The 20,330-nt window shown below is 61.7% G+C and carries 19 protein-coding genes; 14 read left to right on the top strand and 5 right to left on the bottom strand.

Annotated features, from left to right (window positions below; genetic code table 11):
* Positions 1–42: 42 nt before the first annotated feature.
* The 4 genes from AB4O22_RS11375 to ligD are packed head-to-tail and all read left to right on the top strand — an operon-like array spanning position 43 to position 6,199.
* The gene (locus AB4O22_RS11375; RefSeq protein WP_460068961.1) at positions 43–1,428 is read left to right on the top strand and encodes an iron-containing redox enzyme family protein; all 1,386 of its coding nucleotides are present in this window, start codon (positions 43–45) and stop codon (positions 1,426–1,428) included.
* A gap of 10 nt (positions 1,429–1,438) precedes the next feature.
* Positions 1,439–2,452 carry a methyltransferase gene (locus AB4O22_RS11370; protein WP_460096340.1) on the top strand — a complete coding sequence of 338 codons (1,014 nt, stop codon included), beginning with the start codon at positions 1,439–1,441 and terminating at the stop codon, positions 2,450–2,452.
* Positions 2,424–3,587 (top strand): carboxylate-amine ligase, encoded by a 1,164-nt coding sequence (locus AB4O22_RS11365; protein WP_003201801.1) that lies wholly within the window; start codon positions 2,424–2,426, stop codon positions 3,585–3,587. Before AB4O22_RS11370 ends, AB4O22_RS11365 begins: the two co-directional genes overlap by 29 nt.
* Positions 3,584–6,199, top strand: coding sequence for a DNA ligase D (gene ligD / locus AB4O22_RS11360; RefSeq protein WP_460096339.1), 2,616 nt, complete (start codon positions 3,584–3,586; stop codon positions 6,197–6,199). Before AB4O22_RS11365 ends, ligD begins: the two co-directional genes overlap by 4 nt.
* A 205-nt stretch (positions 6,200–6,404) precedes the next feature.
* Here ligD and AB4O22_RS11355 read toward each other — a convergent pair whose 3' ends face one another.
* The gene (locus AB4O22_RS11355) at positions 6,405–7,016 is read right to left on the bottom strand and encodes a Yip1 family protein (RefSeq protein ID WP_223471548.1); all 612 of its coding nucleotides are present in this window, start codon (positions 7,014–7,016) and stop codon (positions 6,405–6,407) included.
* Between the two features lie 167 nt (positions 7,017–7,183).
* Between AB4O22_RS11355 and AB4O22_RS11350 the strand changes: the two genes are divergently transcribed.
* Genes AB4O22_RS11350 through AB4O22_RS11340 form a run of 3 tightly spaced genes read left to right on the top strand, consistent with a single transcriptional unit; the run spans position 7,184 to position 8,669 of the window.
* Positions 7,184–7,684, top strand: a complete 501-nt coding sequence (locus AB4O22_RS11350) for a CinA family protein (RefSeq protein WP_460096337.1) — start codon at positions 7,184–7,186, stop codon at positions 7,682–7,684.
* Positions 7,685–7,693: 9 nt separating this feature from the next.
* The gene (locus AB4O22_RS11345; protein WP_212795124.1) at positions 7,694–8,212 is read left to right on the top strand and encodes a hypothetical protein; all 519 of its coding nucleotides are present in this window, start codon (positions 7,694–7,696) and stop codon (positions 8,210–8,212) included.
* A 7-nt stretch (positions 8,213–8,219) separates the two neighbouring features.
* Complete coding sequence (locus AB4O22_RS11340; protein ID WP_212795125.1) at positions 8,220–8,669, top strand: DUF421 domain-containing protein; 450 nt, start codon at positions 8,220–8,222, stop codon at positions 8,667–8,669.
* A gap of 166 nt (positions 8,670–8,835) precedes the next feature.
* On the opposite strand, the gene AB4O22_RS11335 is transcribed toward AB4O22_RS11340, so the two are convergent.
* Positions 8,836–9,693, bottom strand: a complete 858-nt coding sequence (locus AB4O22_RS11335) for an SDR family oxidoreductase (RefSeq protein WP_003201809.1) — start codon at positions 9,691–9,693, stop codon at positions 8,836–8,838.
* A gap of 187 nt (positions 9,694–9,880) precedes the next feature.
* On the opposite strand from AB4O22_RS11335, the gene AB4O22_RS11330 reads away from it, so the two are divergent.
* Positions 9,881–10,285, top strand: coding sequence for a VOC family protein (locus tag AB4O22_RS11330; RefSeq protein ID WP_003201811.1), 405 nt, complete (start codon positions 9,881–9,883; stop codon positions 10,283–10,285).
* A gap of 57 nt (positions 10,286–10,342) precedes the next feature.
* Here AB4O22_RS11330 and AB4O22_RS11325 read toward each other — a convergent pair whose 3' ends face one another.
* Complete coding sequence (locus AB4O22_RS11325; protein ID WP_460096336.1) at positions 10,343–11,491, bottom strand: MalY/PatB family protein; 1,149 nt, start codon at positions 11,489–11,491, stop codon at positions 10,343–10,345.
* Between the two features lie 213 nt (positions 11,492–11,704).
* Here AB4O22_RS11325 and AB4O22_RS11320 point away from each other — a divergent pair, with 213 nt between their 5' ends.
* The 6 genes from AB4O22_RS11320 (at position 11,705) to AB4O22_RS11295 (ending at position 17,479) form a co-directional block, all read left to right on the top strand.
* The gene (locus tag AB4O22_RS11320; RefSeq protein ID WP_003201821.1) at positions 11,705–11,962 is read left to right on the top strand and encodes a DUF2790 domain-containing protein; all 258 of its coding nucleotides are present in this window, start codon (positions 11,705–11,707) and stop codon (positions 11,960–11,962) included.
* A gap of 37 nt (positions 11,963–11,999) precedes the next feature.
* Positions 12,000–13,370 carry an epoxide hydrolase family protein gene (locus AB4O22_RS11315; RefSeq protein WP_003201823.1) on the top strand — a complete coding sequence of 457 codons (1,371 nt, stop codon included), beginning with the start codon at positions 12,000–12,002 and terminating at the stop codon, positions 13,368–13,370.
* A gap of 60 nt (positions 13,371–13,430) precedes the next feature.
* Complete coding sequence (locus AB4O22_RS11310; protein WP_043042146.1) at positions 13,431–14,504, top strand: alpha/beta fold hydrolase; 1,074 nt, start codon at positions 13,431–13,433, stop codon at positions 14,502–14,504.
* A 24-nt stretch (positions 14,505–14,528) separates the two neighbouring features.
* Complete coding sequence (locus tag AB4O22_RS11305) at positions 14,529–15,305, top strand: alpha/beta fold hydrolase (RefSeq protein ID WP_003201829.1); 777 nt, start codon at positions 14,529–14,531, stop codon at positions 15,303–15,305.
* A 290-nt stretch (positions 15,306–15,595) separates the two neighbouring features.
* Positions 15,596–16,342, top strand: coding sequence for a YkgJ family cysteine cluster protein (locus AB4O22_RS11300; RefSeq protein ID WP_460096335.1), 747 nt, complete (start codon positions 15,596–15,598; stop codon positions 16,340–16,342).
* Between the two features lie 243 nt (positions 16,343–16,585).
* Positions 16,586–17,479 (top strand): AraC family transcriptional regulator, encoded by an 894-nt coding sequence (locus AB4O22_RS11295; protein WP_223471541.1) that lies wholly within the window; start codon positions 16,586–16,588, stop codon positions 17,477–17,479.
* A gap of 46 nt (positions 17,480–17,525) precedes the next feature.
* Here AB4O22_RS11295 and AB4O22_RS11290 read toward each other — a convergent pair whose 3' ends face one another.
* The gene (locus tag AB4O22_RS11290) at positions 17,526–19,763 is read right to left on the bottom strand and encodes a xanthine dehydrogenase family protein molybdopterin-binding subunit (RefSeq protein ID WP_460096333.1); all 2,238 of its coding nucleotides are present in this window, start codon (positions 19,761–19,763) and stop codon (positions 17,526–17,528) included.
* A gap of 12 nt (positions 19,764–19,775) precedes the next feature.
* Positions 19,776–20,249, bottom strand: coding sequence for a (2Fe-2S)-binding protein (locus tag AB4O22_RS11285; protein ID WP_460096332.1), 474 nt, complete (start codon positions 20,247–20,249; stop codon positions 19,776–19,778).
* Positions 20,250–20,330: the final 81 nt, after the last annotated feature.

Genomic DNA, 20,330 nt, shown 5'->3' with positions numbered 1-20,330 from the left:
GACGTGTTGATTCAGCGTCCGCCGAGAACCCAAGAGGCCCTTATGACTGCGCTGACACCCCTTCAATCCCGGCCGGCTACCGTGCACCCCGTTACGCCTGACGGGCACGTGCGCCAATGTTATGAACAACTGTTCCAGGGCCCCGACGACGCTGACAAGCAAGCCGTCGCCCAAGCGTTCCTCCAGGAATGCATCGCAAAGGCTGCGGCGCTTCCCCAGGAGATGCCCGATGACCCCACGGCGCTGCAGGCCTGGGTCGAGCAGCACAGTGCCGGCGTGGCCCGGCAATACGCTGACTACCTGGAGCGGCGCAAAAATGGCGGCGCGCGCGAGTTCTTCAGCGGCAAGGCCCACGCCCTGTACTTCCTGCAGGCGGTGGCACCGACCAAACGGGTGGACGGTGCCTGGCTGTATGGCGTGGTCAAGCACTGGCACGACCACCGTTTCGAAGGGTTGCTGTGCACCTACCTGGAAGAACTGGGGGACGGTCATCCCGCGCAGAACCATGTGGTGCTCTATCGCAAGTTGCTCGCCGAACACGACCTGTCGGACGCCCCGGACATCGACGACGACCTTTATCTGCAAGGCGCTGTGCAACTGGCCTTGGGTTACGCCGGCGACGAATACCTGCCAGAGGTCATCGGCTACAACCTGGGCTATGAGCAATTGCCCCTGCATCTGCTGATCAGCGCCTATGAGCTGAGCGAACTGGACATCGATCCGTACTATTTCACCCTTCATGTCACCATCGACAACGCCAGCACCGGCCACGCCCATAAGGCCGTGCAAGCGCTGCTGCAGCTGATGCCGATGGAAGCCGACCGTGACGCTTTCTGGCACCGGGTCACGTTGGGCTATCGCCTCAATGACCTGGGGCAGGGCAGCCGGGACATCATCGGCTCGTTCGACCTGGATCGCGAAGTGCTGGACATGCTTGAACGCAAACGCCCGTTCGGCCAGCACATGCATTCCGATTACTGCAAGTTCGAAGGCAAGACCGTCAACCAGTGGCTCTCGGCGCCAGGCCAGTTGGAAGGGTTCTTGGCGGCAATGCAGAACAAAGGCTGGATCAAACGCCATGAAGACCCGCAGAACAGCCGCTTCTGGAAGCTGATCAACGGGGCTGGCGCAGCCATGTTCGGGGTGTTCAGCCCTTACGAAAAACAGCTGCTGCACGATTGGATAGCCGGTGACTGGCTGGACGAGGGCACAAGGTCCGGCGTCCGGCGCGGTCCGGTTGCGGCTTGCGAGCCAACGACACCGATGGATGATCCCGATGTACAAAGCTTGCAACAGGCACTGCAAGGCCGGGCGCCCAACGAGCAGATGCAGGTCCTGATGCCCTGGCTCTGTGCTCGGCGTCATAGCCATCCGGCGGGGCTGTTGGCGACTCGCCGCTTCATCGAACTCAAATCCGCACTTCGCTAGGGAGCCCTGCATGAATGAGGAAGAACGCCTGTCCGAGACGGACCTTGCGCTGCTGCAACTGGGCCGGCGCCTGCAAGCCGACGGCTACCGTTTCATTACCCCGACGCCGTTGACCCACGAGCGGGTCAACCAGCGTCCCGGCAATGAGCGCGCCAAGACCATGCGGGACGTGTTCGGCTGGTCACGGCCGTTTGCACCGGGGTTGATCAGCACCGATGAACAGCGGCAACTGCAAGACGCCCAGGTGCTGGAAGCACACGACGGCCTGTTGCGTAGCCGGGTGCGCTGGTCGAGCCTGGATGGCTTGCTGTTCGCTCATTCGCAGTTCCCCACCCAGGCCACCAATGCGGTGTTTTTCGGTCCTGACAGCTACCGCTTTGCCCAACTGATCCATACTCATCTGCAACAGAACTTCACGGCGGTGCATCGCGCCGTGGACATCGGTTGTGGTGCGGGCGTCGGTGCGATCGTGATTGCCCGCGCCCGGCGTGAAGCACAAGTACTGGCGGTGGACATCAACCCGCAAGCCTTGCGCCTGAGCGCTGTGAACGCCGCGCTGGCCGAGGTGGGCAATGTCGAGGTCGCTCGCAGCGATGTGCTGCAGGACGTGCCAGGCAACTTCGACCTGATCGTCGCCAACCCGCCGTACATGGCTGATCCATCCGAGCGCGCCTATCGCCATGGCGGCGGCGCACTAGGCGCCGGGTTGTCGTTGCGTATCGTCGAACAGGCCTTGCCCCGGCTGGCCCCGGGCGGCTCGCTGGTGCTGTACACCGGCGTGGCGATGGTGGATGGGCGCGACCCGTTCCTGGAAGCGCTGGGTCAATGGCGTGACTCGACGGATTTCGGCTGGACCTACAAGGAATTGGACCCCGACGTGTTTGGTGAGGAATTGCTGACGCCGGGTTATCAGGACGTGGAAAGGATCGCCGTGGTGGCGTTGGTTGTAACCCGCATTGGCGCAGGTATTGGCGGGGTTATCGGAGGGATTATCGATGAACAGGCGCATGAAATTCGGCATTGAAGAGGAGTACTTCATCACCGATCTGCAAACCCGTCACATGCCAGGCGAGCCACCCGCGGAGGCTGTCGCCGCGTGCCAGGCCGAGCTGGGCAAGCATTTCGCCCATGAAATGTTCTTGTGCCAGGTCGAGATGGCATCGCCCATCTTTCGCAGCCTGTCAGAGGCTGCCGACTACCTGAGCCAGGTGCGTACGGGCTTGAACCAGCGGTTGGCGCCGTATGGCCTGGGCCTGCTCAGCGCCGGTTCACACCCGATGGCCACCCCAGTGCTGCAACCGACCGACGAGCTGCATTTCCAGCAACTGTTCGATGATTACCAGCGGGTGGCGCGGCGCAGCGTGCTGTCGGGCCTGCATGTCCATGTGGAAGTCCCGGCCACCCAGGATCGGGTGCGAGTCATGAATGAGATCCTGCCCTGGCTGCCGATGTTCCTGGCCCTGAGCGCGTCATCGCCGTTCTGGAACGGTGCCTACAGCGGCTTCAGCAGCTACCGGCAAGTGGCCTGCGATGAATGGCCACGCATGGGCGTGCCGGAGTTTTTCGAAGACGAGTCGGCGTTCGCCAGCTACGTCGACATGCTCATGCGTACCGGGTCCATTCGCCAACCCAGCGATTGCTGGTGGGTGATACGGCCTTCCTCACGTTATCCCACGCTGGAACTGCGCATTTGTGATGCCTGTCCTCGGGTCGACGACGTCCTCTGTCTGGTCTCGCTGTTTCGCCTGATGGTGGCCCATGCCGTGGCACAGCGCCGGCCTGGCGCCAACTACAGCCAGATGTCCCAGTGGGTCCTCAAGGAGAATCGCTGGCGGGCCAAGCGTCACGGGATTCTCGCGGAGTTTATCGTCGAGGGGCAGGAGCAGCCGATGTTGATCGGTGAATGGCTGACCCTGGCCGAGCAAACCTTCGGTGAGACCGCAGCAGAGTTGGGTGTCCAGGACGTATTCAAGCAGGTGCGCCGCATGGTGCAGGAAGGCACCAGCGCCGACCGGCAAATCGTCCTCTTCGAACAGGGGCTGCTGCTGGGCGATTCCGTCGAACAGGCCTTGAGCCGCGTGGTCGATCAATTGCTCGCGGAAACCGCCGGGCTGCCGGTCGCCGATCCGGCGTTGCAACAGGTGGCAGGTGGGCCATGAGCAGCAAGACCCTGAATGACTACAACCGCATGCGCGACTTTGCCGCCACCCCGGAGCCGGCGGCGAAGCGCTCGCGCAAATCGGCGAAGACTGCCCATGCCTTGCAGTTCTGTATTCAAAAACACGACGCCTCGCGGCTGCATTACGATTTTCGGCTGGAGCTGGACGGTGCGCTCAAGAGCTGGGCGGTGCCCAAAGGCCCCTCCCTGGACCCGAAAGCCAAGCGCCTGGCGGTGCATGTCGAAGACCATCCGCTGGATTACGCCACGTTCGAAGGCAACATCCCCGAGGGCCATTACGGCGCCGGTGACGTTATCGTCTGGGACCGGGGTGTCTGGATTCCCCAGGATGATCCCCATGAGGCCTATGAAAAGGGCCGGCTCAAGTTCGAACTGCAAGGCGAAAAGCTCAGCGGCCTGTGGAACCTGGTGCGCACCCACATGCCTGGCAAGCAGGAGCAGTGGTTCCTGATCAAGCATCAGGACCAGGCCGCCCGCCCCGAGAGTGAATACGACGTGGTCCAGGCCGAACCGAACAGCGTGCTCAGCGATCGCACCCTGGTGCCCAAGCGCCGCGGCAAGGCCGCTGCAGCCAAAGCGGTGAAACAACCGGAAAAGGCCGTGCAGGCGAAATCGCCAAGAGGCGCCGCGAAAACCACCCTCAGCGGCGCGGTCGCCGGACCGTTGCCGGACACCCTCAAGCCGGAACTGGCAACACTGGTGGAAAGCGCGCCCGAGGGCGAGTGGCTCTATGAAATCAAGTTCGACGGTTACCGGGTCATGGCGCGCATCGAACACGGCGACGTAAGGCTGCTGACCCGCAACGGCCATGATTGGACCCACAAATTGCCAAGACAGGCCGAAGCCTTGGCTGAGCTGGGCTTGGAATCGGCCTGGCTCGACGGCGAGATGGTGGTTGCCAACGACCAGGGCGTGCCGGACTTCCAGGCCTTGCAGAATGCCTTCGAGGCCGGCAGCAGTGGCAAGATCGCCTATTACCTGTTCGACATGCCGTACCTCAATGGCATGGATTTGCGCAAAGTGCCAGTGCAAGAACGCCGGACGGCATTGGCCGCAGTGCTGGAGCCCAATGAAAGCCCCTTGCTGCGGTTTTCCGATGCTTTCGAAGAAACTCCCGAAGCGCTGCTCAACAGCGCCTGCCAGATGCAGATGGAAGGGTTGATCGGCAAGCGCATCGGCAGTGCCTATGTGTCCAGGCGCAGCAACGACTGGATCAAGCTCAAGTGCAAGAATCGCCAGGAGTTCGTGGTGGTGGGCTTCAGCGATCCCAAGGGCGCTCGCAGCGCCTTCGGTGCCTTGCTGCTGGGGCTGCATGACGCTGACAGCGGCCAGTTACGCTATGCCGGCAAGGTCGGCACCGGGTTCAACGAAACCACCCTTAAAAGCATCTACCAGCAACTGCTGCCCCTGGAGACCAAAAAGGCCGCCGTGGTCAACCCGCCCAGCGGTTACGAAGCCAAGGGCGTGCACTGGCTCGAACCGACGCTGTTGGCCGAAGTGGCCTTTGCCGAAATGACCAAGGACGGCTCGGTGCGCCATGCGGTCTTCCATGGCTTGCGCAACGACAAGCCGGCCAAGGACATTACCCAGGAGCTGGTCAAGCCCGTGAAAAAAACCGCTGCGGCAAAAAAAACCAAAGCCAAGCATGAGCCTGGCGCGACACCGGCCAAAACCAAGAGCAAGGCCAAGGCACCGGCCTTGGACGGCAAGGTCCGCATCACTCATCCGGAGCGCGTCATTGACGCCAGCAGCGGCACCACCAAGCTGCAACTGGCCGAGTACTACGCCAGCGTGGCCGAATTCATCCTGCCAGAACTGGCGGATCGCCCGGTGGCCTTGGTCAGGGCGCCGGATGGCATCGCCGGGGAACTGTTCTTCCAGAAGAACGCCGAGCGCCTGGCGATTCCCGGTATCACCAGTCTGGACAAGGCGCTGACCGGGCAGCCGGTGATGATCATCAACAACGCCGAAGCGCTGATCGGCGCGGCGCAGATGAGCACGGTGGAGCTGCACACCTGGAACGCCACCTCGGTCGATCTGGACAAGCCTGACCGCTTCGTCCTCGACCTTGACCCGGACCCGGCGCTGCCCTGGAAAAGCATGGTCGAGGCGACGCAGCTCACGTTATCGGTGCTCGATGAGCTGGGGCTCAAGGCGTTCCTCAAGACCAGCGGAGGCAAGGGCATCCATGTGGTGGTGCCGCTGACGCGCAAGCTGGGTTGGGACGAGGTCAAGGGGTTCAGCCATGCGATTGTCAGTCACATGGCCAAGCTGCTGCCGGACCGTTTTTCGGCGGTGTCCGGGCCGAAGAATCGGGTAGGGCGGATTTTCATCGATTACCTGCGCAATGGGTTGGGCGCTACCACCATTTGCGCTTACGCCGCCCGGACCCGGGAAGGGTTGCCGGTTTCGGTGCCTGTTTTTCGTGAGGAGGTGGCCGAGCTCAAGGGGGCGAATTTGTGGAATGTGCACAATGTTCATGAGCGTCTGGCGGAAGTTGGGCATGAGCCTTGGGCGGGGATTAAGCGGACTCGGCAGAGCATTACGGCTGAGATGCGTAGGCGTATTGGTATGAGGGAGACGGATAAGTAGTGTGTTTTATAGGGGGGTGTGGATCCATTGCTGCGGTAACGGCTACTTATGGTTCCGCTTAACGGCGTGCCGAGATCAACGTCCTCCACGAGGCGGCCTAACAGCCGACCCGATTCTTGGTGGAGACCGCGTCTTTCCTGTGGGAGCGAGCTTGCTCGCGATGGGTACTGCAATGCCGCCGTAATTGGTGGGTGCAGTATCACCTTCAGCCCACCGGCACTCGCAGATATTCCGGCTGCAGGTAGTTGAACCATAGCAGGATCATTTCCACCAGGATTGTCACCAGGACCAGCAAGCCGACGCCCCAGACACTCGCCGAGTAGAGCAGGCCCTGTTCTTTCCTGAGGCTCATGAACTTGGGCAATCCGACGAATAGCAGGAATGTCGAGTAGGCCGAGGCCAGCAACAAGACGGCCACCGCCAGCCAGCGATTCGGGTAGAGCCCGAAAATCCCGGCCAGGAAGTATGGCGTCGCCGTGTAGGCGGCGAAGCCGATGCATTGGTTGACCGTCGGACGGACGTCGAAGGAGCGGGACATCCAGCGAATGAACAGTCCCATCAGCGCGACGCCGACCACGATGGTCAGGTACAGCAGCACGCACAATTGAAATGCGCTGGCGCGGCTGAGCCGTACCGTCTCGTTTTCGGCCAGGCTCCAACCAGTCCAGGTGGTGCCGATGAACAGGCACACCGCCGGAATCAGGGCTAGCAATAGCAGATGAGCCAGGTAATGGCGCGGATGAGCCTGTTCCTGCTCGCGAATGTCTGTCCAGGCGAAATCAGGATGCGTGAACAGTTTGACGAAAGGTGCAGACATGACGACCTCCTGATCAGGATGGCCTCTGCATGAGGCCCTTATAGGTTTGAGGTGCAGCAAAAGACCGGGGTTTCATTTATTTGCTGGCGCCGGACGACGGGGCGATAAAGGGAATGAATCACTACGGCAAGAGTCAACCCATCAGCATCCCTGAAGGACCCTTTGCCATGACTGCAGCCAAAATCCTGGTCGATTATCTACGAGAGCATGACCTGCGCCTGACCACGGCCGAGTCCTGTACCGCCGGGCAGATCGTTACGTTGTTGGCCGAGGTGCCGGGCAGTGGTTCACTGATCGAAAGCGGTTATGTGGTGTATTCCCCTGAAGCCAAGCAGCGTCTGCTCGGTGTCAGTCCACGCACCATCGATACCTTCAATCTGACCAGTCGTGAAGTGGCCGAGGAGATGGCCCTTGGCGCCTTGCGCGACGCCAATGCCAATGTCGCAGTGGCGACCACCGGGCTGCTCGGACCAGATGACAAGGACGGCATACCTGCCGGCACCGTGTGTTTTGCCTGGGCGTTCGATCTGAACGGCCAGCGAGCGCTGTTCAGCCGCTGCGAACGGTTCTTTGGCAGCCGCGGCCAGGTGCAACTGTGGGCAGCGCAATACGCGTTGCAGCAATTGCCGGTCTTTCACCAGCGGGCTGTGGCCGGTGAGCAGCGGTAGGGCTAGATCATGACCGATCAATACGAGCAGGACGACCACCGCAGCCGCCAGTTCCCGGTGCGTGAAGACATGGCCTTCCAGCACAAGGTCTGGCGTTTCGAGCGAGTGGGCTGGTATGTGTTGGTGCTGCTGGTGATCCTGACCTTGCTGGGGCTGTTTTCCCGTGGGCCATTGAGCAGCCGGGAGCTGCAAAGCCGCGACGGTAGCCTCGGCGTCGAATACGAGGCCTTCCACCGCAACGGCTCGACCAACGCCATGGTCATTCGTCTCAAGGGTCAACCCAACGCCGTGCTGGAAGTCGAGTTGGGCGGCGATTGGCTGGAAGGTTTCGAGGTGCAAGCGTTGCAACCGGCGCCAATACACTCGGCGGGCGCGGGGCAGGGCATGACACTCCGGGTCCAGGCCGATGAACGGGGGCAGGCCAGCCTGCATCTGTCATTGCTCGGCGAAGGGCTCGGCACTTATCACAGCCGCATCGCCACCTCCGGCGGTGCCACGCTCAGTTTCAATCAGTTCATTTTTCCTTAGGTGACCTATGGATTCGGTGCTGCGGGCAACTGCGATTTACCTGGCATTGCTGGTGTTGTTCAAGATCGCCGGACGCCGGTCGCTGGCGGAACTCACCACTTTCGACTTCGTGTTGTTGATGATCATCGGCGAGGCGACGCAGCAGGCGTTGCTGGGGGATGATTTTTCGCTCACCAACGCGTTGATGGTGATCGTGACGCTGATTGCCATCGATGTGGGATTGTCGCTGCTCAAGCAACGTTCCCAATGGGTGTCACAACTGATCGACGGTGGCCCGACCGTCATCGTCGAGGACGGACGAATCCTCCAGGGCCGGATGCGCCATGCCCGGTTGGTGGAGGCAGACATCATGGAGGCGGCGCGCTCGAGCCAGGGTATCGAGACCCTGGAGCAGATCAAGTTCGCGATCATCGAGCGCAATGGGAAGATTTCGGTGATTGCCAAGGAGCAGACCTGAGTACTGTCGTCGTTCCAACACCGATTGTGCTGATCGTTCCCCCGCTCCGCGTGGGAATGCATCCCGTGACGCTCTGCGTCACACTTCAGAAACGGAACGCGGAGCGTCCCTGGCGGCATTCCCACGCAGGAGCGTGGGAACGATCGAAAAAAATGTTGCGCCTGGCTCAAAGTATCGGCTTACCCCCAGTAATTCCATAGCGCTCCCCGGAGATGTAGCTGGCTTCGTCCGAGGCGAGCAGCACATAGATCGGCGCCACTTCAACCGGTTGGCCGGGGCGGCCGAGCGGGGTCTGGGAGCCGAAATTCTGTACCTCTTTCTCGGGCATGGTCGCCACGATCAGCGGCGTCCAGATCGGTCCTGGTGCCACGCTGTTCACACGGATGCCCTTGGGGCCGAGCATTTGTGCCAGGCCGCCGGTGAAGTTGGCGATGGCGCCCTTGGTGGTGGCATACGCCAGCAGCGTCGGCTTGGGCATGTCGGAGTTGACCGAACTGGTGTTGATGATCGAGCCACCCGGCTTCATGTGCGGCACGGCGGCCTGGCAGATCCTGAACATCGCCGTGATGTTGATATCGAACGTACGCACCCATTCTTCGTCGGATATTTCCTCAAGACTTTCATGGGTCATCTGGAACGCGGCATTGTTGACCAGAACGTCGATATGCCCGAAGCGGGCGACGGTTTCATCGACGATTTTGCGGCACTGGTCTTTGTTCGCCAGGTCTCCGGGCAGCAACAGGCATTGGCGCCCGGCCTGCTCGACCCAGCGCGCGGTTTCCTTGGCGTCTTCATGCTCGTCCAGATAGGCAATCGCCACGTCCGCGCCCTCACGGGCAAAGGCAATGGCGACGGCGCGACCGATGCCGCTGTCGGCGCCGGTGATCAGGGCGATTTTGTTCGCCAGTCGTCCGGAGCCGGTGTAGCTCTGTTCGCCGCAGTCCGGGTAGGGATCCATTTTCCGTTGGCTGCCAGGCACCGGCTGGCTTTGTTTCGGGAAAGGTGGGAAAGGGTATTCGACCATTGTCGTTCTCCAGGCTTGGTTGCGATGGAGGGTGGACTGCGGGGTTTCGGGCAGAGTTCGGTCGGATTTTATTGCCAGTCGATGAGCGTGATGCCGGGCGTTTCGTCGGTGAATCGAGCGCTGCGACGAGCGTTGGATGAAGCTATGTTCTTCAATTAACGTACGGGTTTCGATAAGGAGCAGGACCATGTTCAGCCACATTCAGATCGGTGCGCGCGACCTGCCGAAAATGGTCGCTTTCTATGACGCCGTCCTCGGCTGCCTGGGGCTGGAACGTATCGAAGGTGAACACGACTCGGGCCCACCGGGGGAGGGTTGGCAGCGCCCCGGCAAGCATTGGCCACAGGTTTTCGTCCAGTTGCCTTTCAACGGCCTACCCGCTACCTGGGGCAATGGCATGCAAGTGAGCTTCGCCGCTGACTCCCCGCAAACCGTGCGTGCTGCCTGGGAGCAGGCGATTGCCATGGGCGGTTCCGACGAAGGCCCACCCGGCCCGAGGCCGCAGTATTGCGAAGGCTATTTCGGGGCCTATTGCCGCGATCCGGAAGGGAACAAGCTGTGCTTTGTCCATGCGCCGGATATGCATGAGTAACGGTTGTGACGAGGGGATAAATCCCCTCGCCACAATGGATTGTTGTCGCCTGTTGGATCAACCCCTGGCTTTCAGGCTACGCTCCATCCGCGCAATCCCTTCCTCCAGCAGCGTCCGCGGGCAGCCGAAGTTCAAGCGCACGAACTGACCGGCATCGTCACCAAAATCCAGGCCGGCACTCAGCCCCACCTTGGCTTCTTTCAGGAAGAAGCCCTGCGGGTCATCCAGTCCCAACCCGGAGCAATCCAGCCAAGCCAGGTAAGTACCCTGGGGCACGGTCATGGTGATGCCCGGCAGGCGAGAGCTCACCGCTTCGACCAGGTAATCGCGGTTGGCCTGCAGATACACCTTCAAGGCCTCTAGCCACGGGCCGGCCTCGCTATAGGCCGCACGGGTCGCTTCAAGGCCGAGGGCATTGACGCTGTCGACCATGCCGGCCCGGGCGCTGTTGACCCGTTCGCGCAGCTCGGCGTTCTGGATAATGGCGAACGAGGTTTTCAACCCGGCGATATTGAAGGCCTTGCTGGCGGACATCAGGGTGATGGTGCGCTCGGCAATTTCCGGGCTGAGGGACGCGGTCGGAATGTGCACGCGGCCGTCGAAACACAGTTCGGCATGGATTTCGTCGGAGATGATCCAGGCGTCCTGCTTCAGGCAAATGTCTGCCACGGCCTTGAGCTCCTGGCGGTCAAACACCTTGCCCAGCGGGTTATGGGGATTGCTCAGCAACAGCGCGCCACCGCCCTGCAATGCGTCGCGCAATGCCGCCAATGGCGTGTGGAATTCACCGTTGACCGGGTCGAATGGCAATTCCACTTTGTTCAACTGCCAGTGACCTGGGGCGTTGCGTAGCGGCGGGTAGTTGGGCACCTGCACCACGACATTCTGCTGGGGTTCTACCAAGGCATGCAGCGCCATGTTGAAGCCCGGTTCGACACCCGGCAGGAACACAATCTGCTGGGGCTCGACGCGCCAGGCGTACTTGCTCCACAGGTCGGCCACGATGGCGGCACGCAGATCGTCCTGGGCCACGCTGTAGCCCAGCATCGGATGTTCCAGGCGCTTGTGCAGCGCGTCGATGATCACGGACGGGGCGGAGAAGTCCATATCAGCGACCCACATCGGCAACACATCGGCCGGGTAGCGGCTCCATTTGGTACTGCCGGTGCCGTGGCGCTCCAATACCGTGTCGAAATCGAAAGTCATGGGGGTTCCATCAGTCAGTCATGAGATTGCGAACATCATACCCCGAGCCCTCCGGATACGAATGTATCTCTGTGTATCCAAGGCCATTGTTGATACGGACGATTTCATTCAAGGCCGTCGCTGACACATGCGCGATACCTGGCCGACGTCAAATGAGCCCACCGAGACAGCCCAAGCCGTCTCACTGGCTCACCCCACGTCGGAGATAACGTCATGAACTGGAAAAACCTCAGCATCGCGTCCCTGTTTGCCGCACTGAGCCTTGGCGCTGTCGCGGCCAATGCCCAAGGCAGCATCAAGCCTCACACCTACATGTATGGCGACCACCTGGATGTCGCCAAGGTGCTTTCGGTCAAGCAAGGCTCGGGCTGCGGCGTCGTGGAGACACGCATGACCTACCTGGACTCGGCCGGCCAGATCCAGGCACTGGACTACAACGCCGTCGCTCAGGACTGCGCTCAGGACAATTGATCCAGGTCCGTGGGCCACTCACTCAAGGAGAGTCATCATGCTTGCAATTTCATCCGTTTGCGCCTGGCACCGTTGCCTGGTTCACACCGCCTGGGGCAGTGCGCTCAGTCTCGCACTGCTCGCTGCCAGCCCGGGGGCCTGGGCGGCCACCGTCGACGTCGCGCCATCCGGCACGGTTCAATCGTCTCAATCCGAAGCCATCCGTCCATACCGCATCCATGTCGATGACGCGAAGCTGGCCGAACTGCGCAAGCGCATTGCCGACGCCCGTTGGCCGGACAAGGAAACCGTCAACGACGTTTCCCAGGGCGTGCAACTGGCCCAGGTACAGGACTTGGTGAAGTATTGGGGCAACGGTTATGACTGGCGCAAGGCCGAGGCCAGGCTCAATGCATTGCCCGAATTCATCACCACGATCGATGGTGTCGACATCCAGTTCATTCATGTGCGTTCGCGTCATCCCAACGCCATGCCGCTGATCCTTACCCATGGCTGGCCGGGTTCGCAGTTCGAGTTTCTCAAGACCATCGGCCCGCTGACCGATCCGACCGCTTACGGCGGTCGCGCCGAAGACGCTTTCGACGTCGTGATCCCCTCGATTCCCGGCCACGGCTTTTCCGGCAAGCCAACTGAGTTGGGCTGGGGCCCGGACCGCGTGGCCAAGGCCTGGGACGTGCTGATGAAACGCTTGGGCTACACCCATTACGTGTCCCAGGGCGGTGATCATGGGTCGGTCATCTCCGACGCCCTGGGCCGCCTGGCGCCGCCCGGTTTGCTGGGCATCCATTTGAACATGCCGGCGACCGTGCCGCCGGAGCTGGTGAAGCCGATCAACAGCGGCGAACCGGCACCTGCGGGGTTGAGCGGTCCGGAACGCACTGCCTACAACTCGCTGAGCACCTTCTTCGGCCGCAATGCAGCCTACGGCGCGATGATGGTGACCCGGCCGCAGACCATCGGTTATCTGCTGGCGGATTCGCCCTCGGGCACAGCGGCATGGATGTACGAAAAGTTTGCCGCCTGGACTGACAGCGACGGCAAGCCGGAACGTGTGCTCAGCCGCGATGAAATGCTCGACGACATCAGCTTGTATTGGTTGACCGACACCGGCGCATCGTCCTCCCGTTTCTATTGGGAGAACAACAACAATAACTTCAGTGCGGTGGCGCAAAAAACCGCAGACATCAAGGTCCCGGTGGCGATCACCGTGTTCCCCCACGAAATTTACCAAGCCCCGAAAACCTGGGCCCAGCGGGCCTATCCATCGCTGTCCTACTTCAACGAAGTCAGCAAGGGCGGCCATTTCGCTGCCTGGGAGCAGCCGCAATTGTTCAGCGAAGAGTTGCGCGAGGCATTCCGGCCATTGCGTAGCGCCGCGAAAAACACCGTCGCCCAGACCGCTCATTAAACCTTTCCTGGCGGCTCCGGACCGGGAGCCGCTCACCCGCCATTCGTAAGGGAGATTCACATGGACACGACTCTGAACCACCCATCCGCACTGCGCCGTACTCGTTTGTTCACCCCAGCCATCCTGGTGTTCGCGATAATGCAATTGGGCGCCTTGGGCTTCGCGTCGTCGCAGGCAAACGCCGCCGATGTACCTGCCAGCACCATCGGCGCCATTACCCCGGGTAGTCACACCTCGTTCGGCCCGTTGAAGCACGTCAAGGCCGGCCTGCTGGACGTTTCCTATGCCGAGGTCGGTCCCGCCGACGGGCCGGTGGTCATCCTGCTGCATGGTTGGCCCTATGACATTCACAGCTACGCGGATGTGGCGCCAGCGCTGGCAGAGAAGGGCTATCGCGTGCTGATCCCGTACGCCCGCGGTTATGGCGATACGCGTTTCCTGTCGGCCAAGACCCTGCGCAACGGCCAGCCTTCTGCACTGGCAAACGATCTGATTGATTTCATGGACGCACTGAAGATCAAGCAAGCCGTGCTCGGCGGTTATGACTGGGGCGCACGCACCGCCGACATTGTCGCGGCCCTTTGGCCGGAGCGGGTGAAGGCGCTGGTGGCGGTGAGTGGCTACCTGATCGGCAGCCAGGAGGCCGGCAAGACACCGCTGCCACCGGCCGCCGAACTGCAGTGGTGGTATCAGTTCTACTTTGCGACAGAGCGTGGTCGCCTCGGCTACGAGAAAAACACCCACGACTTCGCCAAACTGATCTGGCAGCTGGCGTCGCCCAAGTGGAACTTCGACGACGCGACGTATGACCGAAGCGCCGCCGCTTTGCAGAATCCCGATCATGTCGCCGTTTCAATCTTCAACTATCGCTGGCGGCTGGGCCTGGTCAAGGGCGAGGCCAAATACGACGCGCTGGAAAAGAAACTGGCGACGTTCCCGTCGATCAGCGTGCCGACCATCACCTTGGAGGGTGATGCCAATGGCGCTCCTCATCCCCCCGCCGAAGCCTATGCCAAGCGTTTCACTGGCCAATACGAGCATCGCCTGATCGATGGCGGTGTCGGCCACAACTTGCCGCAAGAAGCGCCGCAGGCTTTCGCCCAGGCTGTGATCGACGCTGATCATCTGCGCTAACACTCAAAACCCAAGGAGTATTCAATGAAAAAAGTCATTGCCGTACTGGCGTGCAGCGCTGGTCTGTTCATCGGTGCCAACGCGTTTGCACAAACTGAAAAACCCACCGTGGTCCTGGTCCATGGTGCCTTTGCCGATGCATCGAGCTGGAATGGTGTCGCCAGGATTCTCGAGAAAGACGGCTACACGGTGGTGGCGGCGGCCAACCCTCTGCGCAGCGTGAAAAGCGATGGCGCGGCGGTGTCAGCCTTGTTGACCAGCATCAAGTCTCCCGTTGTGCTGGTCGGTCATTCCTACGGGGGCAACGTGATCAGCGAAGCGGCCAATGACCACGCCAACGTCAAGGCACTGGTCTACGTCAGCGCGTTCGCCCCCGAGGCGGGGGAAACCGTCGCCGGACTTGCCGGCAAATTCCCCGGCAGCACCCTGGGCCCAACCCTTGCCGCGCCTGTCCCGCTGACGGATGGCGGCAAGGACTTGTACATCCAGCAAGCCAAGTTCCACGACCAGTTCGCCGCGGATGTTCCCGCCGGACAAGCGGCCCTGATGGCCGCGACTCAACGGCCGGTCACGGAAGCGGCTTTGAACGAGCAGGCCGGGCCGCCCGCCTGGAAGCACATTCCGTCCTGGTACATCTATGGCGACAAGGACAAGAACATCCCGCCGCAGGCCATGGCGTTCATGGCCCAGCGTGCCGAGGCCAAGGCGGTGAAAGTGGTCAAGGGCGCGTCCCATGTGGTGATGGTTTCAAACCCCGAGCCGGTCGCTCGCTTGATTGAGACAGCCGCTGCGGCGAAGTGATACTCATCTGAGCGGCCTCGGAAGCTAGAGCGCGCCTCTCGAAGGCGGGTTGTACCTTCATTCTCTGATGGATTGCAGGGATCGAGGCAACGGTTGTCTGAAACAACGGTATTTCTCCAAAAGGTCCGAGACCTGAAATTCCCTTGGATCAGGCAACGATGCCGGCGAATCCGGCAAACGGATAGGCGTTTCGCTCCACATACTCTCGCGGCCCTGAGGCCCTGCCACAGCTGTATCCGAGTGGCAGGGGCTTTTGTAGGCCATCGAAAACATGTGTGCGAGTGCTTGATATGGAGAACAACACGATCCGCTTTGCCTGCAACGGCTGCGGGATCTGCTGCAAGGGCCGGCTGATTCCGCTGACGTTGGATGAGGCAAGGCAGTGGCTAAACCGCGGACATGAGGTGGCGGTCATACTGGAGGCGTTCGATGAGTCAACCTGGCCTTCCGAGCCTAGGCAATTCGCCCACAGCGCCCAACGGGCCGTGGCAGTCACCAGTGGCGATGCCCAGATTCGAGTCGTTGCGGTACTGGCGGGTAATGCGCTGACGCAATGCCGCAATCTCGGCGACGATGGTCGTTGCGGTATCTATGAAGAGCGGCCGTTGGTCTGTCGAATCTACCCGATGGAAATCAATCCGCTCATTGCCTTGCGTCCTGCCGACAAGGTCTGTCCGCCTGAGGTCTGGGAGGCGGGCGAGGTCTTGTTTACCGACCGCGTTGTCGATCCGATCCTGGCCGATCAGATCGAACGTTCCCGCCAGGCGGACAGGGACGACGCCCGGGCCAAGATTGCGCTGTGTGAAGCGATGGGCATGAACGTCGCCGCCTGGAAGGGCAACGCGTTGGCGGTGTACTTGCCTGATCGGGCGCAATTGGCTGAAGCGATCATTCGCTACGATCGCGCGCCCGTGGCACCGACAGGTCTGGATTGGAAAGTGCGGGTCGAAACGCCGGCCCTGGCCCAACGACTGCTGCAAGTGGGTGTCGCGCTGGATGAACGACGGTCAGCCGGCTACATCTTCCAGAATCTTTAGGCGCCCATCCAAACCATCACTTGTGCCCCCCAAACTCCTGAAAACATATTGTCATTTCTGGCCCGAGGTGACTGATGCGAGCCACGGATCGTTAAATCGAGTAGGAAATTGCGTCAATCAGGCAAGCGACTCGAACTGCCGACCCAGCATACTGCGTCTATATTGATCAACGACTTGCGGTGATGCCGAACAGTGTTCGCCATCACCGCAAGTCGTGGGCCCGATGTTTCCAAGGAGTGAAATGTGCACACTGATTTCAACAGCGACATCAGTCGCCTGGCCGGTTCGGTCAGCCAGCTCGTGCCCAGCGAGGGCGACCAGATCACCGCCATTGCCGGCTTGAGCCTGCATCGGCGCAATGCGATTACCGCGCCGACGCACTGCATCTATGGCCTGGGCATCGGCGTGACATTGCAAGGCCGCAAGCAAGCCATGCTCGGGGACGAGATACTGACCTACGCCCCCGGCCAGTCCATGGTGACCTGCGTGGATCTGCCGGTCATTTCCCATGTCTCCCAAGCCAGCGTCGCCAAGCCGTTCCTGGGCATGATGCTGAGATTCGACAGCACGATGGTCATGCAGGTGGCCGAGCGCATGCAGTTGTCACAATGCATGAGGGACGACGCGTTTCGACCGGTTACCGTACAAGCGCTGGATGCCGGGGTGCTGGACGCCCTGCGGCGCTTGATAGATCTGCTGGAGGAACCGTCGCTGCTTGAGACCGTGGCTCCGCTGATCAAGGAAGAGATCATCGCTCGCCTGTTGAGCGGTGCCCACGCGCCACAGTTGCTGCATGTGATCGCTGCCGGGTCACCCAGCCAGCACATCGCCAAGACGGTTGCCTGGCTGAAACTGAATTTTCGCCAGGCGTTGCGCATGGACGATCTGGCGGCACAAGCGCACATGAGTCCATCCACGTTTCGCCAGCATTTTCGGACCGTGACCGGTATGAGTCCGTTGCAATACCAGAAGCAACTGCGGCTACAAGCCGCTCGGCAGTTGATGTTGAGCCAGAACGTCGATGCGAGCAGTGCAGGGGGCCTGGTTGGCTATGAAAGTGCCTCGCAGTTCAGCCGTGAATACAGCCGTCTCTTTGGGGCGCCGCCGCAGCGGGATATCAAGCGCATTCGCTTGTGATCGTGAGGCTTGTCTGGCATTGCGACCAGACAGCCTCAGCCGCCTGTCACGTCAACTTGAAAGGCAACTCACGTAACGGTTTACCCGTCAGACTCGCCACCGCGTTGGCAAAAGCCGGGGCCAGTGCCGGCAGGCCGGGTTCACCCATCCCCGTAGGAGGCTCGGCGCTGGGCACGATGTGGACGGCAAATGTCGGCATGTCGGTAATGCGCGGCACGCTGAAGTCAGCAAAATTGCTCTGCTGCACCACGCCATCTTTCAGCGTGATCGCGCCACCTGGCAGGCACATCGACAATCCCATCAGCGCCGCGCCTTGGACCTGGGCCTCGACACTGCGTGGGTTGACGGCCAGGTTGCAGTGCACACCGGCCGTCACGTTGTGCAGCACCGGCCGGCCGTCCTGCACCGAGGCTTCGACGACGTAGGCCACCACCGAGCTGAACGACTCGTGGACCGCCACGCCCCAGGCATGGCCTGCCGGTAACTGGCGCTTGCCATACTCGCTCTTGTCCACGGCCAATTGCAGCGCCTCGCGATGGCGTGGGCTCTGCTCACCAAACAGTTTCATCCGGTAGGCCACCGGATCCTGCCTGGTCGTGCGGGCGATCTCGTCGATCAGCGTTTCCATCACAAACGCCGTATGGGTGGAGCCCACACTGCGCCACCACAGCACGGGAACGTTGAGCTTGGGGTGATGAACCGTCAGCCGCATGGGCAGCGGATACGGATTGCGCAGGCCTTCCGTGGCGGTCGGGTCGATGCCGTTTTTCACCCGCCCGCCAAACACGGTGCCGGTGATGATCGATTGGCCCACCAGGGCGTGGTCCCAGGCGAGCACCTTGCCGCTGTCGTCAAAACCGATGCGCGCATGGTGCAGGTGCATGGGGCGATAGTAACCGCCCTTGATGTCGTCCTCCCGGCTCCACAGGGTGCGGATAGGGGCGTTGACCCCGGCGGTGCGGGCGGCCTTGGCGATCTCGCAAGCCAGTACGACGAAATCGTTGGTGGGCACGCCGCGCCGGCCAAAACCACCGCCGGCGGTCTGCACGTTCACCTGGATCTGCTCTGGCTTGAGGCCCAGCACCTTGGCGGCCGCGGCACCATCACCGCCAGGGAACTGCGTACCGACCCACAGTTGAGCGCCATCCCCGACTAGCTGCACGGTGCAGTTGAGGGGCTCCATCGGGGCATGGGCGAGGTAGGGAAACACGAACTCGGCGTCCAGTTGATGCGGCGCGCTGGCAAGCGGCGTCATGTCTGCATCAAAGTGCAGCGGGCCGGGTTGCTTGGCCAGTTCCCGGTATTGAGCCAATTGTTTCTCACTGTCCACTTTTTCTACAGCGCTCGCATCCCACTCCACCTTCAGCGCATCGCGTGCCAGCTTTGCCTGCCAGTAACTGTCGGCGACCACCGCAACACCTTCGGCACCGCCGTCCAGTGGTATGCGCAACACGGCTTTTACACCTTTCGTGGCACGTGCCGCGCTGTCATCCAGGGAGGCGATTCTGGCGCCGAACACCGGAGGTCGGGCGACGACAGCGGTGAGCTGCCCCGGCAGATGCATGTCGATGCCAAAATCCTGCTGGCCGCTGCTCTTGGCCTTGGCGTCGATGCGTGTCGTGGCCTGGCCGATGATGCGGAAATCCTTGGGATCCTTGAGCGTGATCTGCTCGGGCACCGGCATCGCCATCGCGGCTTCGGCCAGCTCGCCGTAGCTCGCTTTACGGCCTGCCGGGCCGAGGACCATGCCGGCCTGGGTGCTCAGGCTCGCCACGTCGACGTTCCAGCGCGCGGCGGCGGCACTCAGCAACATGGCGCGGGCACGGGCGCCGAGTTCGCGGTACTGGGTATAGCTGTTCTTGATCGAGTTGGAACCGCCGGTGAGGTGGATGCCGAAGGCCGGGTCCATGTAGGCGGCGTCACTGTTGCCGTTGCGACTGCGTACCAGGCTCCAGTCGGCATCGAGTTCTTCGGCAAGAATCATCGGCAAGCCGGTCTGCACGCCCTGGCCGAACTCCAGGCGGTTGATGGTTACCGTGACCTCGCCGCTGGGCGCGATCTGCACGAATGCCGAGGGTTGCTGGGTCGGTTTGAGCGGCGCGGCAGCACCATTGGCCTCCTGCGCCAGGGCCAGGTGAGGAAAAGCGCCGAGCGCCAGACCACCGATGCCGACGATCTTGAGAAAACTGCGGCGCGGCAGCGTAGCGGGACCGTCAGCCTCGTCGCGTTCAAGCAGGTGCTGCAAGGCGCGAGGGTGCTCGTTCGGGAAAATCTCGTTCAACATGGTCTGCTCCGATCAGGCAAGGGCTTTGGCAGCATCAGCCACCGCGGCGCGGATACGGGCGTAGGTGCCACAGCGGCAGATATTGCCGGCCATGGCCGAGTCGATCTCGGCGGCCGTGGGCTGCTTGCCCTTGGGCCGGGCCTTGAGGAAAGCGGTCGCGCTCATGATCTGGCCGCTCTGGCAGTAGCCACATTGCGCCACGTCATGCTTGACCCACGCTTCGTGCACGGCGCTGCCGACCGGGTCGCTGCCGTTGGTTGCCGCTTCGATGGTGGTGATCTTCTTGCCTTCGGCGGCGGCAATGGGCGTCACGCAGGAACGAATGGCCTGGCCATCCAGGTGTACGGTGCAGGCGCCACACAACGCCGCGCCGCAGCCGAACTTGGTGCCGGTCATGCCCAGCGTGTCGCGCAAGGTCCAAAGAATCGGGGTGCTTGGGTCTACGTCGACCGTGTATTCACGGCCATTGATGTTGAGGGCGCTCATAGGGGTACCAGCTCCGGATGGTTTGGCTCTGGTCAACTATAGAAAGCAATGCCGGGGGGCGATTGCACAATCCGGGCGGAT

Source organism: Pseudomonas sp. S3_B11 (assembly GCF_054667715.1).
The sequence above is the reverse complement of the archived record's forward strand: the minus strand, read 5'-3'. Positions and strand labels throughout refer to the sequence as shown.

Excerpts from the sequence above, each read along its gene's own strand:
- AB4O22_RS11300 (WP_460096335.1), top strand. The coding sequence starts at position 15,596 with ATGGAGAACAACACGATCCGCTTTGCCTGCAACGGCTGCGGGATCTGC.
- AB4O22_RS11305 (WP_003201829.1), top strand. The coding sequence starts at position 14,529 with ATGAAAAAAGTCATTGCCGTACTGGCGTGCAGCGCTGGTCTGTTCATC.
- ligD (WP_460096339.1), top strand. The coding sequence starts at position 3,584 with ATGAGCAGCAAGACCCTGAATGACTACAACCGCATGCGCGACTTTGCC.
- AB4O22_RS11345 (WP_212795124.1), top strand. The coding sequence starts at position 7,694 with ATGACCGATCAATACGAGCAGGACGACCACCGCAGCCGCCAGTTCCCG.
- AB4O22_RS11375 (WP_460068961.1), top strand. The coding sequence starts at position 43 with ATGACTGCGCTGACACCCCTTCAATCCCGGCCGGCTACCGTGCACCCC.
- AB4O22_RS11310 (WP_043042146.1), top strand. The coding sequence starts at position 13,431 with ATGGACACGACTCTGAACCACCCATCCGCACTGCGCCGTACTCGTTTG.
- AB4O22_RS11315 (WP_003201823.1), top strand. The coding sequence starts at position 12,000 with ATGCTTGCAATTTCATCCGTTTGCGCCTGGCACCGTTGCCTGGTTCAC.
- AB4O22_RS11320 (WP_003201821.1), top strand. The coding sequence starts at position 11,705 with ATGAACTGGAAAAACCTCAGCATCGCGTCCCTGTTTGCCGCACTGAGC.
- AB4O22_RS11335 (WP_003201809.1), bottom strand. The coding sequence starts at position 9,693 with ATGGTCGAATACCCTTTCCCACCTTTCCCGAAACAAAGCCAGCCGGTG.
- AB4O22_RS11290 (WP_460096333.1), bottom strand. The coding sequence starts at position 19,763 with ATGTTGAACGAGATTTTCCCGAACGAGCACCCTCGCGCCTTGCAGCAC.
- AB4O22_RS11330 (WP_003201811.1), top strand. The coding sequence starts at position 9,881 with ATGTTCAGCCACATTCAGATCGGTGCGCGCGACCTGCCGAAAATGGTC.
- AB4O22_RS11370 (WP_460096340.1), top strand. The coding sequence starts at position 1,439 with ATGAATGAGGAAGAACGCCTGTCCGAGACGGACCTTGCGCTGCTGCAA.
- AB4O22_RS11355 (WP_223471548.1), bottom strand. The coding sequence starts at position 7,016 with ATGTCTGCACCTTTCGTCAAACTGTTCACGCATCCTGATTTCGCCTGG.
- AB4O22_RS11285 (WP_460096332.1), bottom strand. The coding sequence starts at position 20,249 with ATGAGCGCCCTCAACATCAATGGCCGTGAATACACGGTCGACGTAGAC.
- AB4O22_RS11325 (WP_460096336.1), bottom strand. The coding sequence starts at position 11,491 with ATGACTTTCGATTTCGACACGGTATTGGAGCGCCACGGCACCGGCAGT.
- AB4O22_RS11350 (WP_460096337.1), top strand. The coding sequence starts at position 7,184 with ATGACTGCAGCCAAAATCCTGGTCGATTATCTACGAGAGCATGACCTG.
- AB4O22_RS11365 (WP_003201801.1), top strand. The coding sequence starts at position 2,424 with ATGAACAGGCGCATGAAATTCGGCATTGAAGAGGAGTACTTCATCACC.
- AB4O22_RS11340 (WP_212795125.1), top strand. The coding sequence starts at position 8,220 with ATGGATTCGGTGCTGCGGGCAACTGCGATTTACCTGGCATTGCTGGTG.